At 69.1% G+C, this 19,186-nt stretch carries 17 protein-coding genes and 2 pseudogenes; 14 read left to right on the top strand and 5 right to left on the bottom strand.

Annotation, left to right across the window (positions count from 1 at the left end):
- The first annotated feature begins 109 nt into the window (after positions 1-109).
- Positions 110-601 carry a MarR family winged helix-turn-helix transcriptional regulator gene (locus MB828_RS15115; RefSeq protein ID WP_301648613.1) on the top strand — a complete coding sequence of 164 codons (492 nt, stop codon included), beginning with the start codon at positions 110-112 and terminating at the stop codon, positions 599-601.
- Here MB828_RS15115 and MB828_RS46875 read toward each other — a convergent pair.
- The 4 genes and pseudogenes from MB828_RS46875 to MB828_RS15095 form a co-directional block, all read right to left on the bottom strand.
- Positions 537-1,125 (bottom strand): annotated as a pseudogene (locus MB828_RS46875) (SCO6745 family protein). The gene MB828_RS15115 and the pseudogene MB828_RS46875 overlap by 65 nt on opposite strands.
- Before the next feature lie 171 nt (positions 1,126-1,296).
- Complete coding sequence (locus MB828_RS15105; RefSeq protein WP_301648600.1) at positions 1,297-1,950, bottom strand: FadR/GntR family transcriptional regulator; 654 nt, start codon at positions 1,948-1,950, stop codon at positions 1,297-1,299.
- 233 nt (positions 1,951-2,183) lie between these two features.
- Positions 2,184-3,182: a hypothetical protein gene (locus tag MB828_RS15100; protein WP_301648599.1), complete on the bottom strand. Its 999-nt coding sequence runs from the start codon at positions 3,180-3,182 to the stop codon at positions 2,184-2,186.
- Positions 3,179-4,486, bottom strand: coding sequence for an MFS transporter (locus MB828_RS15095; RefSeq protein ID WP_301648598.1), 1,308 nt, complete (start codon positions 4,484-4,486; stop codon positions 3,179-3,181). Before MB828_RS15095 ends, MB828_RS15100 begins: the two co-directional genes overlap by 4 nt.
- A 972-nt stretch (positions 4,487-5,458) precedes the next feature.
- Between MB828_RS15095 and MB828_RS15090 the strand changes: the two genes are divergently transcribed.
- The 12 genes and pseudogenes from MB828_RS15090 to MB828_RS46870 all read left to right on the top strand — a co-directional run bounded on the left by MB828_RS15090 (position 5,459) and on the right by MB828_RS46870 (position 16,539).
- Entirely contained in the window at positions 5,459-6,802 is a 1,344-nt protein-coding gene (locus MB828_RS15090) for a CapA family protein (protein ID WP_301648597.1), read from the top strand.
- A gap of 33 nt (positions 6,803-6,835) precedes the next feature.
- The gene (locus tag MB828_RS15085) at positions 6,836-7,993 is read left to right on the top strand and encodes an amidohydrolase family protein (RefSeq protein ID WP_301648596.1); all 1,158 of its coding nucleotides are present in this window, start codon (positions 6,836-6,838) and stop codon (positions 7,991-7,993) included.
- The gene (locus MB828_RS15080; protein WP_301648595.1) at positions 7,990-9,033 is read left to right on the top strand and encodes an amidohydrolase family protein; all 1,044 of its coding nucleotides are present in this window, start codon (positions 7,990-7,992) and stop codon (positions 9,031-9,033) included. The genes MB828_RS15085 and MB828_RS15080 overlap by 4 nt, the downstream gene beginning before the upstream one ends.
- A 31-nt stretch (positions 9,034-9,064) precedes the next feature.
- Positions 9,065-9,490 (top strand): Rieske (2Fe-2S) protein, encoded by a 426-nt coding sequence (locus MB828_RS15075; protein ID WP_301648594.1) that lies wholly within the window; start codon positions 9,065-9,067, stop codon positions 9,488-9,490.
- A gap of 69 nt (positions 9,491-9,559) precedes the next feature.
- On the top strand, positions 9,560-10,519 hold the full coding sequence (locus MB828_RS15070; protein ID WP_301648593.1) for a PDR/VanB family oxidoreductase: 960 nt from the start codon (positions 9,560-9,562) through the stop codon (positions 10,517-10,519).
- A gap of 49 nt (positions 10,520-10,568) precedes the next feature.
- Positions 10,569-11,351: a VOC family protein gene (locus MB828_RS15065; RefSeq protein ID WP_301648592.1), complete on the top strand. Its 783-nt coding sequence runs from the start codon at positions 10,569-10,571 to the stop codon at positions 11,349-11,351.
- A gap of 2 nt (positions 11,352-11,353) precedes the next feature.
- Positions 11,354-12,334 carry a hypothetical protein gene (locus tag MB828_RS15060; protein ID WP_301648591.1) on the top strand — a complete coding sequence of 327 codons (981 nt, stop codon included), beginning with the start codon at positions 11,354-11,356 and terminating at the stop codon, positions 12,332-12,334.
- A gap of 15 nt (positions 12,335-12,349) precedes the next feature.
- Entirely contained in the window at positions 12,350-13,126 is a 777-nt protein-coding gene (locus MB828_RS15055) for a CoA transferase subunit A (protein ID WP_301648590.1), read from the top strand.
- On the top strand, positions 13,123-13,764 hold the full coding sequence (locus tag MB828_RS15050) for a 3-oxoacid CoA-transferase subunit B (RefSeq protein ID WP_301648589.1): 642 nt from the start codon (positions 13,123-13,125) through the stop codon (positions 13,762-13,764). The genes MB828_RS15055 and MB828_RS15050 overlap by 4 nt, the downstream gene beginning before the upstream one ends.
- A 13-nt stretch (positions 13,765-13,777) precedes the next feature.
- The gene (locus MB828_RS15045; RefSeq protein WP_301648588.1) at positions 13,778-14,068 is read left to right on the top strand and encodes a hypothetical protein; all 291 of its coding nucleotides are present in this window, start codon (positions 13,778-13,780) and stop codon (positions 14,066-14,068) included.
- Positions 14,069-16,047, top strand: a pseudogene (locus tag MB828_RS15040) (SpoIIE family protein phosphatase); the annotation flags it as partial. It lies immediately after the preceding gene.
- 51 nt (positions 16,048-16,098) lie between these two features.
- Entirely contained in the window at positions 16,099-16,539 is a 441-nt protein-coding gene (locus MB828_RS46870) for an ATP-binding protein (RefSeq protein WP_430381385.1), read from the top strand.
- 68 nt (positions 16,540-16,607) lie between these two features.
- On the opposite strand, the gene MB828_RS15030 is transcribed toward MB828_RS46870, so the two are convergent.
- Positions 16,608-18,551 carry a BglG family transcription antiterminator gene (locus MB828_RS15030; protein WP_301648586.1) on the bottom strand — a complete coding sequence of 648 codons (1,944 nt, stop codon included), beginning with the start codon at positions 18,549-18,551 and terminating at the stop codon, positions 16,608-16,610.
- A gap of 323 nt (positions 18,552-18,874) precedes the next feature.
- On the opposite strand from MB828_RS15030, the gene MB828_RS15025 reads away from it, so the two are divergent.
- Positions 18,875-19,186 (top strand): PTS sugar transporter subunit IIB, encoded by a 312-nt coding sequence (locus tag MB828_RS15025; RefSeq protein WP_301648585.1) that lies wholly within the window; start codon positions 18,875-18,877, stop codon positions 19,184-19,186.

The raw sequence follows: 19,186 nt of genomic DNA, 5'->3' as shown, positions 1-19,186 counted from the left end.
ATTTGATATCCCGTATGGGAAAAGTGCGGATCTCCTTGCGCCTGTGTGAATCAAGCCCGCGCACGACCTCTGTTGCAATTCTCGATGAAAACGTACGCTGGTAAGCGTGATGAGCAATGGCGCCATCGACTGGCTAACTCCTGAAGAACTGAGGGTCCTACGGGCTTTCAGCCGGGCATGGGGAGCCGTGACAGGTCAAGTGGATCGTCGCCTGGAAGACGAAGCAGGGCTGCCTCAGGGTTACTTCGACATCCTCTGGCACCTGCGCCGCGCCCCCGGCATGTCTCTGCGGATGAGCCGCCTGGCGGAGATCACGCATTCCAAGGCCAGCCGTATCACGCACGCGGTCGGCCGCCTGGAGCAGGACGGTCTGGTACGTCGTGAGGTCCCGGCCGATGACCGGCGTGGCTGGCTGGCGGTGTTGACCCGGACGGGGCTCGAACGGGCGGAGCGAGCTGCGCTTGTCCACGCGCGCGTCGTGCGCGAGCACGCCCTCGCCCCGCTGACTGCGGAGCAGCACGACCAACTCGTCACCATCAGCGAACGCCTGCTCGCCGGCATCGCCCCGACGACGGCCGCCGGAGCCCAGGGCCAGGAATAGGACCCATGTCGATCGTCATCACGGCCGGGCGACGGGGGGACAGGGCGTCGTAGGGCGGGGCGGCGCGTTCGGCGGTGAGGGATTCGATGCGCTGTTCGGTCGCGCGGTCGGCGTCGGTGAAATGGCCGTCGGTGTCGATGAGTCCGCGTTCGCGCAGGCCGTCCATGACCGCGGCCAGGCGCTCCTTCGGCAGGTGATGGATGCGTCCGAACGACTCCGGCGGGTGGATGCCCTGTTCCAGCGCGGCGAGCACGTGTGCCTCCGTGCCGCCGATCCGCGCCGACGAGAGCGGCGATGTGCCCGTCGCCGCGGTGCTCGCGCAGCATGGTGGCGGAATGCCACAGCCGGGCGACCGGGTCGCTCGGCACCGCGAGTGAACGCATCCCCGCGTACATCAACCGGCCTTCCGTGGGCGCGCTCGTCGCGGCCTTGGTGATCAGGTCGGCGGCGGGCACCAGGCCCGGGGAGCCGGCCAGTTCGTCGCCGAGGATCCGCCCCAGGGAGGCCGCGCTGCCCCTGTCCATGCGACGGGCGAGGTGAGTCGTCGGATGCAGGCGTCGTGCCCAATCGGGGTCTCCCTTTGCCAGACGTGGCAACTGGGACCGTCCGGCACACCGAAACTCATCGGGGCCGGAAGAGAAGCAGCGGACCACCGAGCAGTACTGGGCCCGCCGCCACCACCTCACGAACCACTGCTAGGTCCAGTCGATTACCTCGTCGAGCAGATTCGGATAGTGCTGCTCGAGTCTGGAGACGTAGTCGCGAAGGTGTTCGCGCATGAGGCGCTCGGCGTCGTCTGCCGCACCGTCACGCACCGCTTTCTCGATCAGTTCGTGTGAGGGGGTGACGCTGCCGGCCAGGTCCTTGCGGACGCGATCCATGCTCGAATTGTCGGAGAAGAGATCGCGAAGGGCTTCCGCGACGAGCAGGAGGATCGGGTCGTTCGACAGCCGGGCGACGCTGAGATGGATGTCGGCGGCACTCAGTACGAGGTTGCCGTCCCCGTCGATCGCCTCCGGGTCCACCTCCCCCTGTGCCACACGTTCGGCCGCCAACCGTGTCATGAAGGGTTCCAGCCGCATGCGCGTGGACATGAGGTCGCGAAGGGTGAGCTGCAGGAGGTGGAAGTACAGCGACGACGAGTTCGCGAACTGGTAGCTGGCGACCTGGTTGACGATCGCGCCGCCGCCCGGACCCGGCTTCAACGAGATGACCCCGTACATCTCAAGGATGCGAAGGGCCTCGCGGAGCGTCGGACGGCTGACGGGGTAGCGCTTGAGGAGTTCAGCCTCCGACGGCAGACGGTCCAGGCCCTCGGCGGTAATCTCCCGCACGATTTCGCCTGCCACGAGACGTGCTGTTTTCTTCCCCACCGACCTCACCCCGTCACCATACCTGGTGGAAGCTCTTTGAATGCTGTTGGGCGAACACTGTCGGCCCGAGGCTCGTCCGGCCGTCGGTCCTCAGCCACGGTCTCGGTACCAGGACGGCGTCCTCAGGCGGCCTGGTACCGAGGACGCCTACAACATCCCGGATCACTGTCAGGAGGGTTGCGCGGGACGTGAGGAGCAAGGCTCGCTCCTCACGCCGCCTCGCCCTTCGCGCCGTAGGAGGCGATCAAGTCGCCCCACCCGTGCAGCCGGCTCCAGAGGATGCCTCTCTGGGGTGAGAAGTTGTGCATGTGGGCGCACCTCGGCACCTCGTGCACGGTGACGTCCCGCGTCGAGCGGTAGGCGGCCGGTTCGACCCGCAGGTCGCGCAGTACGTCGCGTTCGCCCGCTCCCAGGAAGACCGGGACGTCGATCGTGGCGGCCTCACCGGCGACCACCCCCGGGGACATGCAGAACGCGGCGAACGGCGGGAAGGTGGAGCAGATCCAGGGCGGCAGCGGCGTCCTGGTGCGGACCGGAAAGCCGGCCGACATGTCGGCCTCGACCAGTGCGGCCGGCACGTCCTCCCAGTGGTAGGCGTACCTCAGGTGACTGAGGTCGTCCGAGAACGGGCCGGACCAGGCATCGGCGACAGAGGCACCCGTGTCGTGCGGAGCCAGCGCACTTCCGTCAGGCGTCGGGATGACCGTGTGGACAGCGCTGAAGCCGAGCACCGCGACCGCGTCGAACGAGCGGTGCCTCGCCTGCTGGTGGATCAGCTGCATTCCCCCCAGCGAGTGGCCGATGCCGATCCTCGTACCCGCCTCGCAGGGTGGGAGGCCGGGCACCGCGGTGCCGGCGGCCAGCCGCTCCCGTACCGCCTCGGCCACCAGGTGCGCGGCGTACGCGCTCGGCTCCAGACCGGTCGACTCGTCGTCGAGCGGGGCGCTGTCGCCGCCGCCGAGCGGGTCGCAGGCGACGACGATCCACCCCCGCTCCGCGTGGAACCGCGCTTGGCCGGGACCGTCGAGCTCGGGAGTGTCGAGGTCGTAGTACGCCCGGGTGTAGCCGCCGCCGGGGAAGGCGGTGGCTACCGTGCGCGGCCCGGGTACCGAGGGGTCGGCCCAGATCGTGGCGGCGATCTCGCCTCGCGCGGCACCCGGCAGCGCGTCCGAGACGTCGATTCTCAGCTCGGCGGAGACGACGCTCACGCAGCCTCCTCGGCCAGCACCGGGGAGGTCTTGGGGGCGGCGGTGTCCGCACCGCGGACCCGCATCAGCAGCGTCGCGACCAGCCCCAGCACGGCGGTGCCGCTCATGTAAAGGGCGACGGGCAGCCAGGAGTCGAAGTGGTCGAACAGTGCCAGCGCGATGAGCGGGGCGAACGCGCCGCCGAACACCCCGCCCAGCGCCACGCCGATCCCGATGCCGGAGTAGCGCAGGTGCGGGGGCAGCAGGCTAGGGAACAGCACCCCCTGGGTGCCGTAGCTGATGCCGAAGCCGCCGAGGAGCAGGAGGAACGCGGGGAAGATCAGCGCGGCGTTGCCGGTGTCGAACAGCGGGAACCACACGAACGGCGCGATCACCATCATCGCCATGCCGATCGCGAAGATCGTCTTGGGCCGGCCGGTACGGTCCGCGACCGATCCGAAGAACGGCATCACGAGGATGAGCAGGGCGCTCGTGATCATCACCATGACGTTCACGAGCCCGGTCGACACCTCGACCGTCTCCGCGTAGGTGAACGCGAACACCGAGGCCATGTAGAAGTAGATGCTCTGAGGGACGGTCATCAGGATGAGGCCGAGGAAGGCTCCGGGGTGCCGGCGGATCACCTCGATGGCCGGACGGGCAGCGACGGCGCCGTCCTCGCGGACGGTCTCGAAGTCCGGGCTCTCCTCCAGCCGGGAGCGCACGTAGAGCCCCACTCCGACCAGGACGGCGCTGAACAGGAAGGGCAGCCGCCAGCCCCAGGACATGAACTGGTCGTCGGGGAGCATGTGTGCCAGCAGGAACACGCCGTTGGCGAGGAGCAGACCGCACACGTTGCCGGTGCTGACCAGCCCGGTCAGCAGACCGGGCCGCTTGCCGCCGCGGGTGTGCTCGAAGGTGAGCAGGAAGCCGCCGGTCGTCTCTCCCGCGACCGATATGCCCTGCACGATCCGCAGCACGATCAGCAGGATGGGTGCGGCGACCCCGACCGTGCCGTAGGTCGGCAGGAGACCGACCAGGGTGGTGGCTCCGCCCATGCCGATCAGCGTCGCCATCATCACGGTCTTGCGGCCGATGCGGTCGCCGAAGTGGCCGGCGAGCCACCCGCCGAGCGGCCGCGCGAGGAAGGCGAGGCCGAAGGTGGACAGCGACAGCAGGGTGCCGACGAACGAGTCGAAGGACGGGAAGAACAGCTTGCTGAACACCAGCGAGGCCGACAGGCCGTAGATGAAGAACTCGTAGTACTCGATCGAGCCGCCGATCAGGCTCGCGAGGGTCACTCTGGTCGCGTGTGAGCGGGCCACGGTAGACCTCCTTCAATGGCGCGGGGACCGCGCCGGTGATACCGGTGGGGTTTCAGGTGCCGTCGGCAAGGGGGCCGGCGACACCGGTGCAGGCCTGGACGGCCGTCAAGCGCATGTGGTGGTGACGGAAGAGCTCGTCGACGTCTTCGCGGCTGTTCAGGGCGAGGCGACGTCGGTCGCCGGCCGGGTGTTCACCCGGGCGGTTGCGGAGAACGCCCGGCAATCGGGCGGGACGGGGTGGCGCTCGCGATCCACGCGAGGGCGTCAGCACTGGGGAAGGTGGGTCGGAGGCGCTCCTACGGGGCGGCGCTTCCGCTGCGGCTCTTCAGGACGGGGATGTCGTCCTGGGGCTTGGCCCGCGCCGTGGTGCGGCACACGGGACATCGAGCTTGGACAGCTTGGAACGGCTGCTGTCGCCGTGGGCCTTCTCAGGGTGGCGCACAGGGCGTGGCCCGTCCGGCAAGGACGGACCGACCGGTCACGTGACGCCTCCCTCGTCGTCGAAGGTCGGACAGCTGTCGCGCTCAAGTGGGTTGCTGCACCCGCCGAGTGCCTCATGATCGCCAGCCGCGGCTCTACGACTGGGTGACGCGCCGGATCGTGCCGGAAATTCATTAGAATGGATTGCCACATAGGCGTCAAGGATCGTGCACGCCCGCATCATTCCGGCGGCGAAAGATCACGATTCGCCCGCCATGTCGACCCGCGACTCCCGGTCGTAACCCTTGACGGCGGCTTCGTAATTCATTTACATGGTTTAGGGCGACACCGAACAACCGCCGTTGACCTGCCGACAAGCGCAGGAAGCCGGCGGCGGCAAGCACCCGTCCCGCGGCCGCACATCGCATGGGACATCTCTCAACGGGCCTTCGACGGAGCCCTGTAGCTCGCAGGCGACCGGACGACGGCCGGCCGATCGGCTCAGCGACCCTCGACGCCCCGTGCCGCAGCTTCGACGTGAAAGGGACTGCTATGACGACACGCCTTGTGGCAACCGGCGACTCCATCCTGACCAGGAGGCTCTCGGCGATACGCACGCCAGGCTTCACCGAGGTGGTGGAGCGGGTGCGCGCGGCGGACGTGTCGTTCACCAACCTGGAGATGGTGTTCCCCGGGGCGGGCCGGATGCCGTCGACCACGTTCCACGGCACCCACGTGGGTGTGGACCCGGCGCTGCTCGACGAGTTCGGGTGGTTCGGGTTCGACCTGTACGGCATGGCCAACAACCACGCCACCGACTACGGCACCAACGGACTCGCCGCGTCGATCGCCGAGTTGAACAAGCGGGGCATGGTCTTCGCAGGCGTCGGCCACACCCTGCGCGAAGCACTGCGCCCGGTCTACTTCCAGACCGCACGCGGCCGGGTCGCGCTGATCTCCGCAGGTTCGTCGAACGCCCGGCTGTCGATCGCCGCCGACCCCGGCGAGGGTGACATCGGCCGCCCCGGCATGGCGCCGGTGCGCCTGCAGAAGACGCACTACATCGCGCAGGAGAAGTTCGAGTTGCTGCGGGACATCCTCGCCGAGGCCGGGGTCAACGTGGCCGCCACCGGCACGACGGCGCCCGGGATCTCCTTCCCGTACCCCGACATGAACGTCTACGACCGGCCGCCCGCGGACGGATTCGCCGTCGAGGGCGTGCACTTCGCCCCGGACGCGCGCTCGCACATCCACACCGGCGCACTGGAACGCGACGTGGACGCCCTGGTCGACGTCGTGGCCGAGGCCAAGAAGCAGGCCGACCTGGTGTTCGTGGCCCTGCACTGCCACGAGGGCGTGGACGGCCGGTGGAACACCGAGGTCGGCGCCGAGTTCCTGCGGCCCCTCGCCCACAAGCTCATCGACGCCGGCGCCAACGCGATCCTCGGATCCGGGCCGCACATGCTGCGCGGCATGGAGCTCTACCGGAACCGGCCCATCTGCTACTCGCTGGGCAACTTCATCTTCACCCTGGAGACGATGGACTCGTTCCCGGTCGAGGTCTACGAGCAGCAGGGCATGCCCCTGAACTCGACCGCGGCGGACCTGTACGACCGGGTCACCGGCTACGCCACCGAGCGGCGGTTCTGGGAGTCCGTGGTCGCCGAGTTCGCATTCGACGACGACGGAGACCTGGCCGGCTGCGAACTCGTCCCCGTCACCTCCGGGTTCGGGGCGCCCCGCTCCCAGCGCGGCTGCCCGGTGCAGGCCGACGAGAACGACTCCCTGCGCATCCTCGAACACCTCGACGGCCTGTCACGCCCGTTCGACACCCGCATCGAGCGCGTCAAGCACGACGACCGCACCGTCGGCCGGCTCGTCGCGACGACTTCCTGACCCCATCCGCCTCACCAGAGAGGACTGACCAACATGACGACGACACAGCCTCGCCCGGGCCCGCCGGCGAGCGGACTCGATCAGGTCGAAGTCACAGTGATCGACACCGACGTCCATGTCGAACCGCGCTCGTTCGAGGAGCTCGTCACCTATCTGGACGCACCGTGGCGGAACCGGAACATCATCGACCGCGTCCCTTTCAGCCGCGCGACGTACAAGACGCTCGACGGCGGCGGCCGGAAGGACGCCTACCCGGAGTCGGGCGACGACATCGGGTCCGACCCCGAACTCTGCGGGAAGCAGCTCTTCGTCGACGACCCGATCGACTACGCGATCCTGCTGCCCTGGAGCTTCCGCGGCTTCACCGTCGACCCGGCGCTGGACACCGCACTGGCCAGCGGCGTGAACGAATGGCTCGCCGACACCTGGCTGTCCAAGTACAACGCCGAGAGCCGGTACGTCGGATCGATCACGATCGCCGTCGACGACCCGGTCAAGGCGGCGAGGGAGATCGAGAAGTGGGCCGGACACCCCGGCTTCCGCCAGGTGATCCTCGGCCACTACGGGCCGCGCCCCTTCGGCCACCCCATGTACGACCCGATCTGGGAAGCCGCCGCCCGGCACGACCTCCCGGTGGCCATGCACTTCCGCGGCGGGGCCACCCAGCCGCTCGGATGGACGTCGACCGGTCCGCTCCAGTACTTCGTCGAGTACCACTCCCTGATCGCGCCGATGGCCTACGCGACCCACATGGTCAGCTGGATCTGCAACGGCGTCCTCGACCGGCACCCCGGCCTGCAGTTCCTCTTCGTCGAGGGCGGCTTCCTGTGGTACCGGCCGGTCATCGACCGGCTGGAACGCCACTGGCGCCGGACCGGCCAGGAGCTCTCGGCCCGCAAGACGCCGCTGGAATACGTGCGCGACCACTTCCGATGGGCGTCGCAGCCCATCGAGGAGTCCCCCAACCCCCAGCAGATCGCCGACCTGTTCGACGAAGCGAACGCCGGTGAGCTGCTGATGTTCTCCAGCGACTACCCGCACTACGACTACGACCCGCCGAGCAAGGCTCTGCCGCGCTCTCTGAAGCCCGAGGTGAAGCAGCGAATCATGTCGGAGAACGCGCGAGTATTTTACGATCTGCCGAAGACCCGGCCGGCGGACCGCTTCGACAGGGCGGCGGGTCAGCGATGATTGTCGACTGCGCGGTGCACCCGGTCCTCCCCGGCGACGAGTTCAACAAGGAGATCGGCTCACCCTGGAACCTGCTCAAGCTCCCGAGCCTGTACGGCGACCGGTACGCCGCACCGTTCGACCAGCTGGCGGTACCGGCCGAAGAGGCGGCGAGCCCGGCGGCGGTCGCCGACCAGCTCCTGCACGGCGCCGGCGTCGACATGGCGGTGCTGTGTCCGACCACCCGTGGCTACTGGCCCAACCCGCAGCAGGCCGCCGCCGTCGCGAGCGCAGCCAACCGGATGCTCTTCGACAACTGGCTCACGGCCCCCGAGGCCGACGGACGGTTCCTGGGATCCATCCGCATCGCGATGAACGACACCGACGTCGCCCTGCGCGAGATCGACCGATGGGCCGACGACGACCGCTTCGTCCAGATCGTCGTGCCGGCGCGCGCCCTCGCCACCTACGGCGAACAGCGCTTCTTCCCCATCTGGCGGGCGGCCGCCGAGCGCGGCCTGGTGGTCTTCGTCCACGACGACCTGGGCACCCTGGTGGAGCCGCCGCCCTCGCAGGTCGGCTTCCCCAGCTTCTACGCCGAGACGCACGCCATCCGGCCGCTGGCCGGGATCACCCAGCTCACCAGCTTCATCGTCGCCGGTGTCTTCGAGCGGCTGCCCGAACTGCGCGTCGTCTTCGGTGACGTGAGCGTCCACGCGGCACGGTCGCTCGTGGTGCGGACGGACAAGGACTGGCAGTCCGACCGGGTGGAGGTCCCGTGGGTGAGCGAGGCGCCCACGTCCTACCTCCAGCGCCACGTCCGCTTCATCACCCAGGCCGACGACGAGATCTCCCCGCACAGCCCCCGCTCGACCGGGACCATCGGCGGGGACAACTCCTCGCTCGTCCTCTACGGCAGCCGCCATCCCTACTGGGACGGGGTGAAGGCCGACGACGTGTTCCCCGCCTGGTCCGAGGAGGAGCGCACGCGCTGCCTCGCCGACAACGCCGTGGCGTTCTACCCGCGCCTGGCGGCGCTCGCGGCCGGCCTGAGCGCATGACCGAGACCCGACTCAACACGAGGAACAGCACATGCGGTATGTAGTGGGTCCGGCCGCCGAGCTGCCGCCGGGATCGTCGACGGTCGTCTACCCGGACAAGGTGAAGAGCGGGATCGGCGTCTTCAACGTCAACGGCGAGTTCTACGCGCTGAAGAACACCTGCCCCCACATGGGCGGCCCCCTGTGCAAGGGAACGGTACGCGGCACGTCCGCCGCCGAGGTGACCCCCGACGGGCAACCCGAGGTGCGCTGGGAGCGGGCGGGCGAGATCGTCTCCTGTCCCTGGCACCACTGGGAGTTCGAGATCGCGACAGGGCGGACGATCTTCTCGTCCCGGCAGCGCGTGCGGGGCTATCCCGTGTCGGTCGTGCCGGCGGACGTTCTGGAGCGACTGGAGAAGGGCGTGGAGACGGTCCCCGTCTCGGTCGAGGACGCCACGATCGTCATCGACATCTGAGAAGACCGCGTCAGCGGAGGGCCTGGCTCGAGCGCGTCAGGCCCCCCGCCAAGCAGTTAAGGAACACCGATGTCTCAACGCGACCTCGAACTGACGGTCACCGGCCTGGAGTTGGTGGCCAAGGAGATCCTTCGGATCACCCTCGCATCCCGGGACGGCGGCGAACTCCCCGACTGGAGTCCGGGCGCACACATCGACCTCCACTTCGAGTCCAGGGGCGTGGAGTACGTCCGGCAGTACTCCCTGTGCGGCCGGACAACCGACCGGAAGCACTGGCAAGTTGCCGTACTGCTCGTCCCCGACGGCCGGGGCGGCTCGGCGCACATCCATGAGGCCTTCCAAGAAGGGGACACGGTCCGTGTCACCGGACCCCGCAACAACTTTCCCCTGGTGTCCGCACCGCGGTACCTGTTCATCGCCGGAGGCATCGGCATCACTCCGATACTGCCGATGATCACTGAGGTCGCCGCAGCGGGCAGCGACTGGCGGCTTGTCTACTGCGGCCGCTCGTTCGGTTCGATGGCCTTCATCGACGACGTCGTCGCGCTGGGGGCCGACAAGGTCCTCCTCCACGCGGACGACGTCCATGGGCGAGCCGACCTCGGGGCCCTCATCGCGCAGGCCGGCCCCGAAGCCGTGATCTACTGCTGCGGACCCGAATCCATGCTCAGCGCGGTGGACGAGAACTGCGCGTCATGGTCACGCGACCGGGTCCACATGGAGCGGTTCTCCCGTCGGGAGGACGGGGACGAGCACACCGCCACCGCGTTCGAAGTCGAGTTCGCCCGTACGGGTGTCACGGTCACCGTGCCCGCGGACCGATCCATCCTGGAAATGGCGGAAGAGTCGGGCGTCGACATCGACTCGTCCTGCCAGGAGGGCATCTGCGGTTCGTGCGAGACAGCAGTCATCTCCGGCACCCCCGACCACCGGGACGAAGTGCTCAGCGAGGACGAGCGCGCCGCGGGCCGGACGATGATGGTGTGCGTCTCCCGAGCGTGCTCACCACGACTGGTGCTCGATGCCTGACGGCCGACGGGCCGCATTCATGAATCACCACACCGAGGAGACGACCGAGATGACCACCACCGCACCGCGCGCCGACGGCTCGCCGACGTCCGGGGAGTCGCAGCGCCATCAGCACATCCGGCAGGAGCACGGCCCCGCGACGGGCCTGATCACGGGCATCAACCACCTCGTCCTGTTCACCCGAGACATGGACGAGGGGGTGCGCTTCTACCGGGACCTTCTCGGCTTGCGTGTCATGCGTACCGTTCGCTTCAACACGTCGGCCGACGGCCTGCGCACCGCCGCCAACCACTCCAGCGGTGGCGCCGTCGAGAGCACGTCCGAACCCTCCGCCGTCGCCGTCGACGTGACGGTCCGGCAGGTCTTCTTCGAGATGGGCAACGGCGAGCTGTTCTCCCTCTACGAGGCGCCCCACGTCGCCGAGAAGCCCGCCGCTCCGGTCAGCTCGGTCCTGTGGCCCTCCATCGTGTCGGACGTGTGCAGCCAGCCGGTCGAGCCCCAGAAGCTGGACCACCTGTCCTTCGACGTACCGCGGCACGCCGATCTGGTGTGGTTCCGCGAGCACCTGCTCGCGCATGGGGTTGTCGTGTCCGAGATATCGGAGCGGCGCGGTGTGAACAACACCCACCGGTTCATCTCCTCCTTCTACTTCTTCGACCCCAGCGGCAACCCGCTCGAGATCGCCTCCTTCGACGCCTCGGACGGCGCGTGGAAGTCCTACGACTTCTCGGACTGGTTCATGGACGAGGACCCCGTGCCGGCACTCGTCGACGAGTCGCCCGATGGCGTGCAACCCCTCGCCCCGCACTGGGTCCACCCGACGGCCGAGTGACGATGGCGATCGAGTTCGAAGAAGTCGTCGACTGGGGTGAGGAGAGCTGGGACCGCGACGTCACCGGCGTCGCGGTCGACTCCCTCGACCGCGTCCACCTCCTGCGCCGTGGCGACGACGCGATCACGGTGCTCGACCGCGACGGCACGGTCCTGGACCGGTGGGGTGACGACGACTTCTCCGAGCGCCCGCACCTTGTGTCCATCGACGCCGACGACCGGATCTACATCGCCGACGACGGCGGTCATCGGGTCCACGTGTTCGACGTCAAGGGTCGCCGACTGGAGACGATCGGTACGGGCCTCCCCTCCGACACCGGCTTCGACGAGGCACAACCGGACAGAGAGGTCGCGTTCGAGCGGGTGCCCGGAGGCCCGCCGTTCAACAGGCCCACGAAGGCCGTGGCTTCGCCGGCCGGCGAGCTGTTCGTCAGCGACGGCTACCGCAACTGCCGCGTGCACCGATTCTCCGGGGACCGTAAGCAGGTCTACTCCTGGGGAGGACCGGGCGCGGCCCCGGGGCGCTTCGTCATCCCGCACAGTGTCACGGTCGACAACGAGGGCCGCGTTCTGGTCTGCGACCGCGAGAACGACCGGATCCAGGTCTTCTCCCGGGAGGGCGAGGTCCTGGACGTGTGGACCGACGTCCAGCGGCCCACGGATGTCGCGGTCGATGCCCGAGGGTACGTGTACGTGACCGAACTCGCCCGTGGCCCGCTGGACTTGAAGTCGTGGCGGCTGGGACCTGCCGAGCGGGAGCTGCCGGGGCGGGTGAGCGTGTGGTCTCCGGACCGCTCCGTCGTCGCCCGGATCGGCCCTCCTTCGGTGGGATTCCTGGCTCCGCACTCGATTGCGGTCGACTCGACGGGTGCGGTCTACGTGTCCGAGGTGCCGGAGTCGTTCGCAGGGTTCACCGGCAGACCGCGGCGGGCCCATCGATGCCTGCACAAGTTCCAGCCGGTCGGCGGCCGCCCGATTTCCTAGTCAGAGGAGCAGTACATGGACAAGACGCTCACCGCCGAGCAGGCGGTCGCCGGTATCGGCGAAGGTGCGTCGCTCGCGGTCGGCGGGTTCGGGCTCTGCGGCATTCCGTCCACCCTCATCGCCGCCGTGCACCGGCTCGGAGTCGGCGACCTGAAGGTGGTGTCGAACAACTGCGGTGTGGACGACTGGGGGCTGGGCCTCCTGCTGGCCGATCGGCGGATCAGCCGGGTGACTGGCTCCTACGTCGGAGAGAACAGGGAGTTCGCCCGCCAGTACCTCGCCGGTGAGCTTGAGGTGGAGCTGTGTCCGCAGGGCACGCTGGCCGAGCGCCTACGGGCCGGCGGGTGCGGGATACCCGCCTTCTACACCCCTGCGGGCGTGGGCAGTCAGATCGCCGACGGAGGGCTGCCGTGGCGCTACGCGCCGGACGGCTCGGTCGTTGTGGCGTCACCGGCCAAGGAGGTGCGCTCCTTCCGGGGTGTCGACCACGTCCTCGAAGAGGCCATCGTGACCGACTTCGCCCTGGTCGCCGCCGCGGTGGGCGACCGGCACGGCAACCTCGTATTCGACAGCTCCGCGCGGAACTTCAACCCGCTGTGCGCCATGGCTGGCCGGGTCACGATCGCCGAGGTGCAGGCTCTGGTCGAGCCGGGCGAGATCGATCCCGCCCACGTGCACATGCCCGGCGTGTTCGTCCAGCACGTCGTGCACGCGCCCGACGTCGAGAAACGCATCGAGAAGATCACCGTCACCGGTCACACCGGCGAACCGACCGTGGGGACCTCCCGATGAGCCTGACGCGTGAACAGATGGCCGCTCGTGCTGCCGCGGAACTGCGCGACGGTCAGTACGTCAATCTCGGGATCGGCCTGCCCACCCTGATACCGGGCCACCTGCCCAGGGGTGTGCACGTCGTCCTGCACAGCGAGAACGGCATCCTCGGCACCGGCCCCTACCCGACCCCCGATGCCGTCGACCCTGACCTGATCAACGCCGGCAAGGAGACCGTCACCGTCCAGCCCGGTGCCTCCTTCTTCGACTCCGCGCTGTCGTTCGGGATGATCCGCGGCAGGCACCTGGACGTGGCCGTGCTCGGTGCGATGCAGGTCTCCCAGCACGGGGACCTGTCCAACTGGGCCGTGCCCGGCAAGATGGTCAAGGGCATGGGCGGGGCCATGGACCTCGTGCACGGGGCCCACCGGGTGATCGTGCTCATGGAGCACACCGCCAAGGACGGCAGCCCGAAGATCCTGCGCGAGAACACACTGCCCTACACCGGTTTGCATGTCGTCGACAGGATCATCACCGACCTCGCGGTCATCGACGTCACCCCGGCCGGACTGCTGCTGGTCGAGACCGCCCCCGGCGTCACGGAGGACGACGTCCGCGCGGCGACCGACGTCCCGCTGGCCCTCGGCACGCCCGCGTGACCAGGCCCATCGCGTGTGCCGCCGCGCAACCGGCCGCGGCGGCACATACGTACCGGCAGCGCCGGCACACGATGCCGGGCGTTCGGAGACCGAGGCGTGCGACCAGCTCCGCGTCGGCGAGAGCACGGGCTGTGTCTCCGGCCTCGGCGGTGGTTCGGGCGGCGAGTACCGCCTCGGCGACGGCCTGGCACTGCGCGAGGCTGTGGTGACGCAGTGCGTGACGGACGCGGGCAGCGCGGGAGCGGACATCGAGAGGCGGCCCCACTCCGTCACCATGCGGGAGCGGCGTCCGGCAGTACAGTGAATGCACCAGACGAGTCTTGCGACAGGCACGGAACCGGCGATGAGAGGTCTCGTAAAACCCCACGTCACAAGCCGCACGCCGGACGTCGGTCCCAGCTCCTTGATGGCAGGGCGGGCGACCGCCGTACTCGACCGCCGGATGCGGATTGCTGGATGGAGCCGACAGGCCGAGGCGCTGTTCGGTTACCGGCCGGACGAGACCGTGGGCCATCCTGTCGCCGACATTCTGGACGAGCCCCTCAGCGAAGCCGGCCCGCTCGCGACCGACGCCGCGCCACAGATCGCGCAGACATCGGGGACATACGTCATCCGTTCCGTCCGCCACCGCGACGGCCACGCGGTGCCGATGGCCTTGTGCCTGCTCCCGCTTTCTCAGGGGAGGGACGCCGTCATGTGGCTGATGGTGGCCATGGAAGTCGAGCGGCTACGCAGGCGTGCCATCGACCGGGCTGTACTGGCAGGGCTCTACACCCAGTCGCCGATCATGCTCGCCGTCTACGACATGGACATCCGGATCCGCTGGATCAACGCTGCCATCGAAGACCAGTTCGGCCATGGGCTGGCGGACGTCGTCGGACGCAGACTGCGAGAGGCGCTACCGGATGGAGTGCTGCTCAGCGAGGACGGCCACGCCGTACAGGATGTCGAACGGCCCATCCGCCAGGCACTGCGCACCGGCGAGCCGGTGACCGAAGTCCTCTATCAGAGCACGACGCGCCGCGATCCTGATCACCCGCACGTGTGGTCGCTGTCCTACTTCCGCTTGGAGGACGATGCCGGACAGCCCATCGGAATCTGCGAGGCGGGCCTGGACATCACCGACCGCTACGCGATGCGGCGCCACCTGGCACTGCTCAGCCGGGCCAGCGGCAGCATCGGTACCACCCTGGACATCCGCCGCACGGCCGACGAGCTGGCGGAACTGGTGGTCCCCGAGTTCGCTGACGCGCTCACCGTGGACGTGCTGGAACCCGTACTGAGCGGCCAGGAGCCGCCCGCCGCCCATCGGGCGCAGGACCCGGGTCTCCTGCGCGTTGCCGGACGGGCACGGGACACCACGGTCGGCGACTTCGCGGCCTCCCTGAACGCCGTGCGTGAACGCTGCCTGGCCTCGGCCGCGCAGGTCACGGACCCTGTCACCGGTGCGCTGGCCCTGCCGCTGACGGCCCGCGGCACGGTCCTCGGCGTGGCACTTTTCCTGCGTACGGCGCCGCGCACCCCCTTCGACGCCGAGAGCATCCCGGTCGCCGTGGAGCTGGCCTCCCGTACCGCGCTCTGCCTCGACAACGCACGCCGTTACGTCCACGAACACGCCACCGCGCTGACGCTCCAGCGAGACCTGCTGCCGCACACCCTGTCCCGGCCCGCCGGCATCGAGGTCGCCCACCGCTATCTGCCCGCCCAGGGTCCGGCCGGCGTCGGCGGGGACTGGTACGACGTCATTCCGCTCTCCGGCGCCCGGGTGGGACTGGTGGTCGGGGACGTGGCGGGACACGGCATGAGCGCCGCGGCGACCATGGGGCGGCTGCGCACCACCGTCGCCGCCTCTCCGCGCTCGATCTGCCCCCGGACGAACTGCTCAGCCGCCTCGACGACCTCGTCGTACGGGCCGGAACCGCGTCCTCGGCAGAGGCCGGTGCGGAGGACCGGGCCCTCGGCGTGACCTGCCTCTACGCCATCTACGACACCGTCAACCGGCACTGCGTCATGGCACGCGCCGGCCATCCGCCCCCGGTACTGCTCGGGCCCGACGGCCACACCGAACTCGTGGACGTCCCCGCAGGGCCACCGCTGGGCGTCGGCGGCCTCCCCTTCGAGAGCGTCGACTTCGAACTGGCCGAGGGCAGCATGCTCGCCCTGTTCACCGACGGACTCGTCGAGAGCCGCCGCCGACGTGACATCGACTCCGGCATCCGCGACCTGTGCGACGCCCTGTCCCGCTCCGGGACCGGCCCGCTGGAGGAGATCTGCCACCGTGTCGTCGCCGAGCTGCTCCCCGGACCTCCCGCGGACGACGCGGCCCTCCTCCTCGTGCGCACCCACGTGCTGCCCGGGCACCTCGTCGCCACCTGGGAGATCCCCCCGGACCCCGGAGAGGTGGCCGATGCCCGGTCGTCGGCCCGGGACAAGCTCGCCGAATGGGGTGTGGCGGACGAGACGACGTTCGTCGTCGAGCTCGTCGTCAGCGAACTGGTCACCAACGCGATCAGATACGGCGGCTCCCCGGTCAGGTTGCGCCTCATCAGGGAGGACGAGCTGATCGTCGAGGTGTCGGACGGCGGCCACACCTCCCCGCATCTGCGCCGGGCCGGGATGGACGACGAGGGAGGCAGGGGACTCTTCCTCGTGGCGCAGATGACCGAGCGCTGGGGCACGCGCTACACCCCGACCGGGAAGACGATCTGGACGGAGGTGTCAGAGACGGCGAGGCCTATGCCGCTGGACCTCACGAACGACGAGTTCCCGCTCTGAGGAACCGCCAGCCCCGCAGCAGCAGGATGCGAGGGCTGGTGTGCGCAGAGGGCCTGCTGCCCGGTGCGTCAGCCGGTCGGCAGCATGGCTTCCAGTTCGGTGACCAGGGCGGTGTAGTCGGTGGCGGTTCGGACCAGGCGTTCCACCGCGCTGCGTTCCCCCAGGACCTCGGTGAGTTCTTCGAAAGCGGGGCGGAAAAGGGAGCGGTCGACGGAGCTGAACGCGATGAGCGCGATCACGTTGACCCGCTTTCCGCCCCACGGGACCGGCCTGTCGTTGACCGCGAGCGCGATGGCCGAGCGCTTGGCGCTCATGCCGGTCGCGTGGGGGACGGCGAACCCGTCGGCGAACGCCGTGGAGGACAGCGCCTCCCGCTCCATGACGCTCTCCAGATAGCTCTCGTCGATGGCACCGGCGTCGAGCAGCAGCCGACCGAGCGCGCGGATGGCCGTTTCGGCGCTGTCCGCCGCGAGGTCGCGGACGAAGAGATCGGGCTGGAGGAAGTCCAGCAACCGGTGCGGCGCCGTCGCGAGCCTGCGGTGCCGGGACGTACGGGCCACGGCGGCGCGTACGGCCCCGACGTCCTTCCACGTCGGGAACAGGTTGACCACGACCACCGGGGCGGGGAGACCGGGCAGCGGCACAGTCGAGATCACCAGCTCCGCGTCGACGGCCTCGACCTTGTCGAGCCGTGTGATCAGGCCGGTGATGTCGATATGGGGAGCGAACTCGCGCTGCAGACGGTCCCGCAGCCCGGTGGCGACCTCGTGATAGGCGGGGCACACCACCACCGTGTTCAGCCTCGCCGACTGTGCCGCCTGCACTTCCAGGTGCGCCCCGATGTGCATGGCCACGAAGGAGATCTCGTCCTCGGTGAAGCGCACCCCCTCGGCGCGCTGGATCTCCCGGCAGATGTAGACCGCGAGCTCGTAGATCAGGGGATAGGTGGTCTTGATGGAGTCGGCGAGAGGGTTGCGGTTCCACAGGCCCTGCCTGCCTCGCTCCAGGAGGCTGTGCAGATGCAGGGCCAGCCGGCCGATGAAGTCGTCGGAGCCCAGGTCGACGCCGTACTCGGCCTCGGCGCGGGCCGCCACCTCGCGCACGACGGACACCTCGCGCGCGGCGTTCGCCGTGGCCGCTGAGGCGCGCGGTGCGGTCAGCGCCCTCACCTCCAGCTGCGCCGAGAGATGGCCGATGTCCGGTACGGGCAGGCGTGTGCCGAACCACTGGGTGAGCAGGGACATGAGGAGGTCGGCTGGTCCGTCGTCCTCGTCGCCGGCGTCTGCGATCTCGCTCCGTGCGCCGGTGGCGTGGTCGTCGCAGTCCGGCTGTGCGGTGGCTCCGGTCTCCTGCGAGCTGCGGTCCACCGCGATGGCGATGTGCAGCAGTACGTCGTTCAGGGCGAACTCGCTGACGACGTAGTCGGCCTCCTCGCAGCGTGTCAGCAGCTCCGCGCGGAAACCGGGCAGGTCCAGGTCGGGGTAGGCGGCGCGGATGCGGTCGAAGGAGAGGAAACCGTCAGTGGCCTCCTCCCGGAACAGGGCGCTCAGCAGCTTGCGGCGGTCGCGTTCGTCGCCTTCGAGGCGGACCGTGTGCCCCGAGCGCCGCAGCTGCAGCCGGAAGGACTCCAGATGGCGTCGCACTCTGCCCAGATCGGCTTCCAGCGTCGCGTCACTGACGTGGAGTTCCTGAGCCAGGGCGTAGACGTCGAGACCGTCGGGTGTGTCGGCGAGCCTGCGAATGAGGGCGTTGTGGCGGTTGCGGGGGCTGCCGGCCGGACGGCGGTGCTGTCGGCTGAGCTGGAATGCCGCGTATGCCTCCTCGTCGAGGTGGTATCCGGCGGCGGTCGACTCGATGAGGCGAAGAGGGCTCGCCAGGGCGTTGAGCCGGGTGACGTAGTTGCGGATGCTGCGGGGTGTCACCCCGAGGGCGCGGGCCGCGCTCGCGGCCGGCACGGTGGTGCCCGCCCGCTGGAGGAAGGCGAGGAGCGCGGAGGGGCGGTCTTCACTCACTTCAGGTCACTCCAAGGCGGCGGCCTTGGAGGCCACCGGCTCCTTCTCGTACGGGGTGGGGTGCACCGTGGCTGAAAACGGCTCTCCAGCTTAAGCACCCGGAGCGGCTGCGGGGAGCGAGACAATTTTCCGCCCCGGAGGCAAAAGATCTATGGATGCGAACGGTCCGGCGGCGTCGGGGCGTGATCTTCCGGGCTGGCGGAAAGTTGCCTATTGGCTCGTCGGCTCCTCTCTCGGCAACGCTGTGTTCATGCGGCCGTGACAGTCCCTTCACCGGCTGCCGAATCGGGCTCATCGCCCCCTCTGAACCTGAAGGATTCGTCATGCGCATTCTCATCGTCTGCGGCTCCGGAGCGTCCAGTGGCTTCATCGCTCAGCGCATGCGTAAAGCCGCCAAGGCCAAGAAGATCGAGGCCCGCATCGACGCGCGCAGCGAGACCGAGCTGGCCGAGCACCTGGCCGGGCTGGACGTTCTTCTCGTCGGACCGCACCTCGCCTACGCTTACGCGCAGCTCAGCGAGCAGGCCCAGGCCCACGGCGTGAAGACCGCGTTGATCGATCAGAAGATCTACGGGGCGCTGGACGGTGCCGCGGCGTTCGAGCTGGCTCTCTCCCTGGCGCCGCAGGCCCGGTGA

Source organism: Streptomyces arenae, from assembly GCF_022343545.1.
Taxonomy (GTDB): domain Bacteria; phylum Actinomycetota; class Actinomycetes; order Streptomycetales; family Streptomycetaceae; genus Streptomyces; species Streptomyces humi.
The sequence above is the reverse complement of the archived record's forward strand: the minus strand, read 5'-3'. Positions and strand labels throughout refer to the sequence as shown.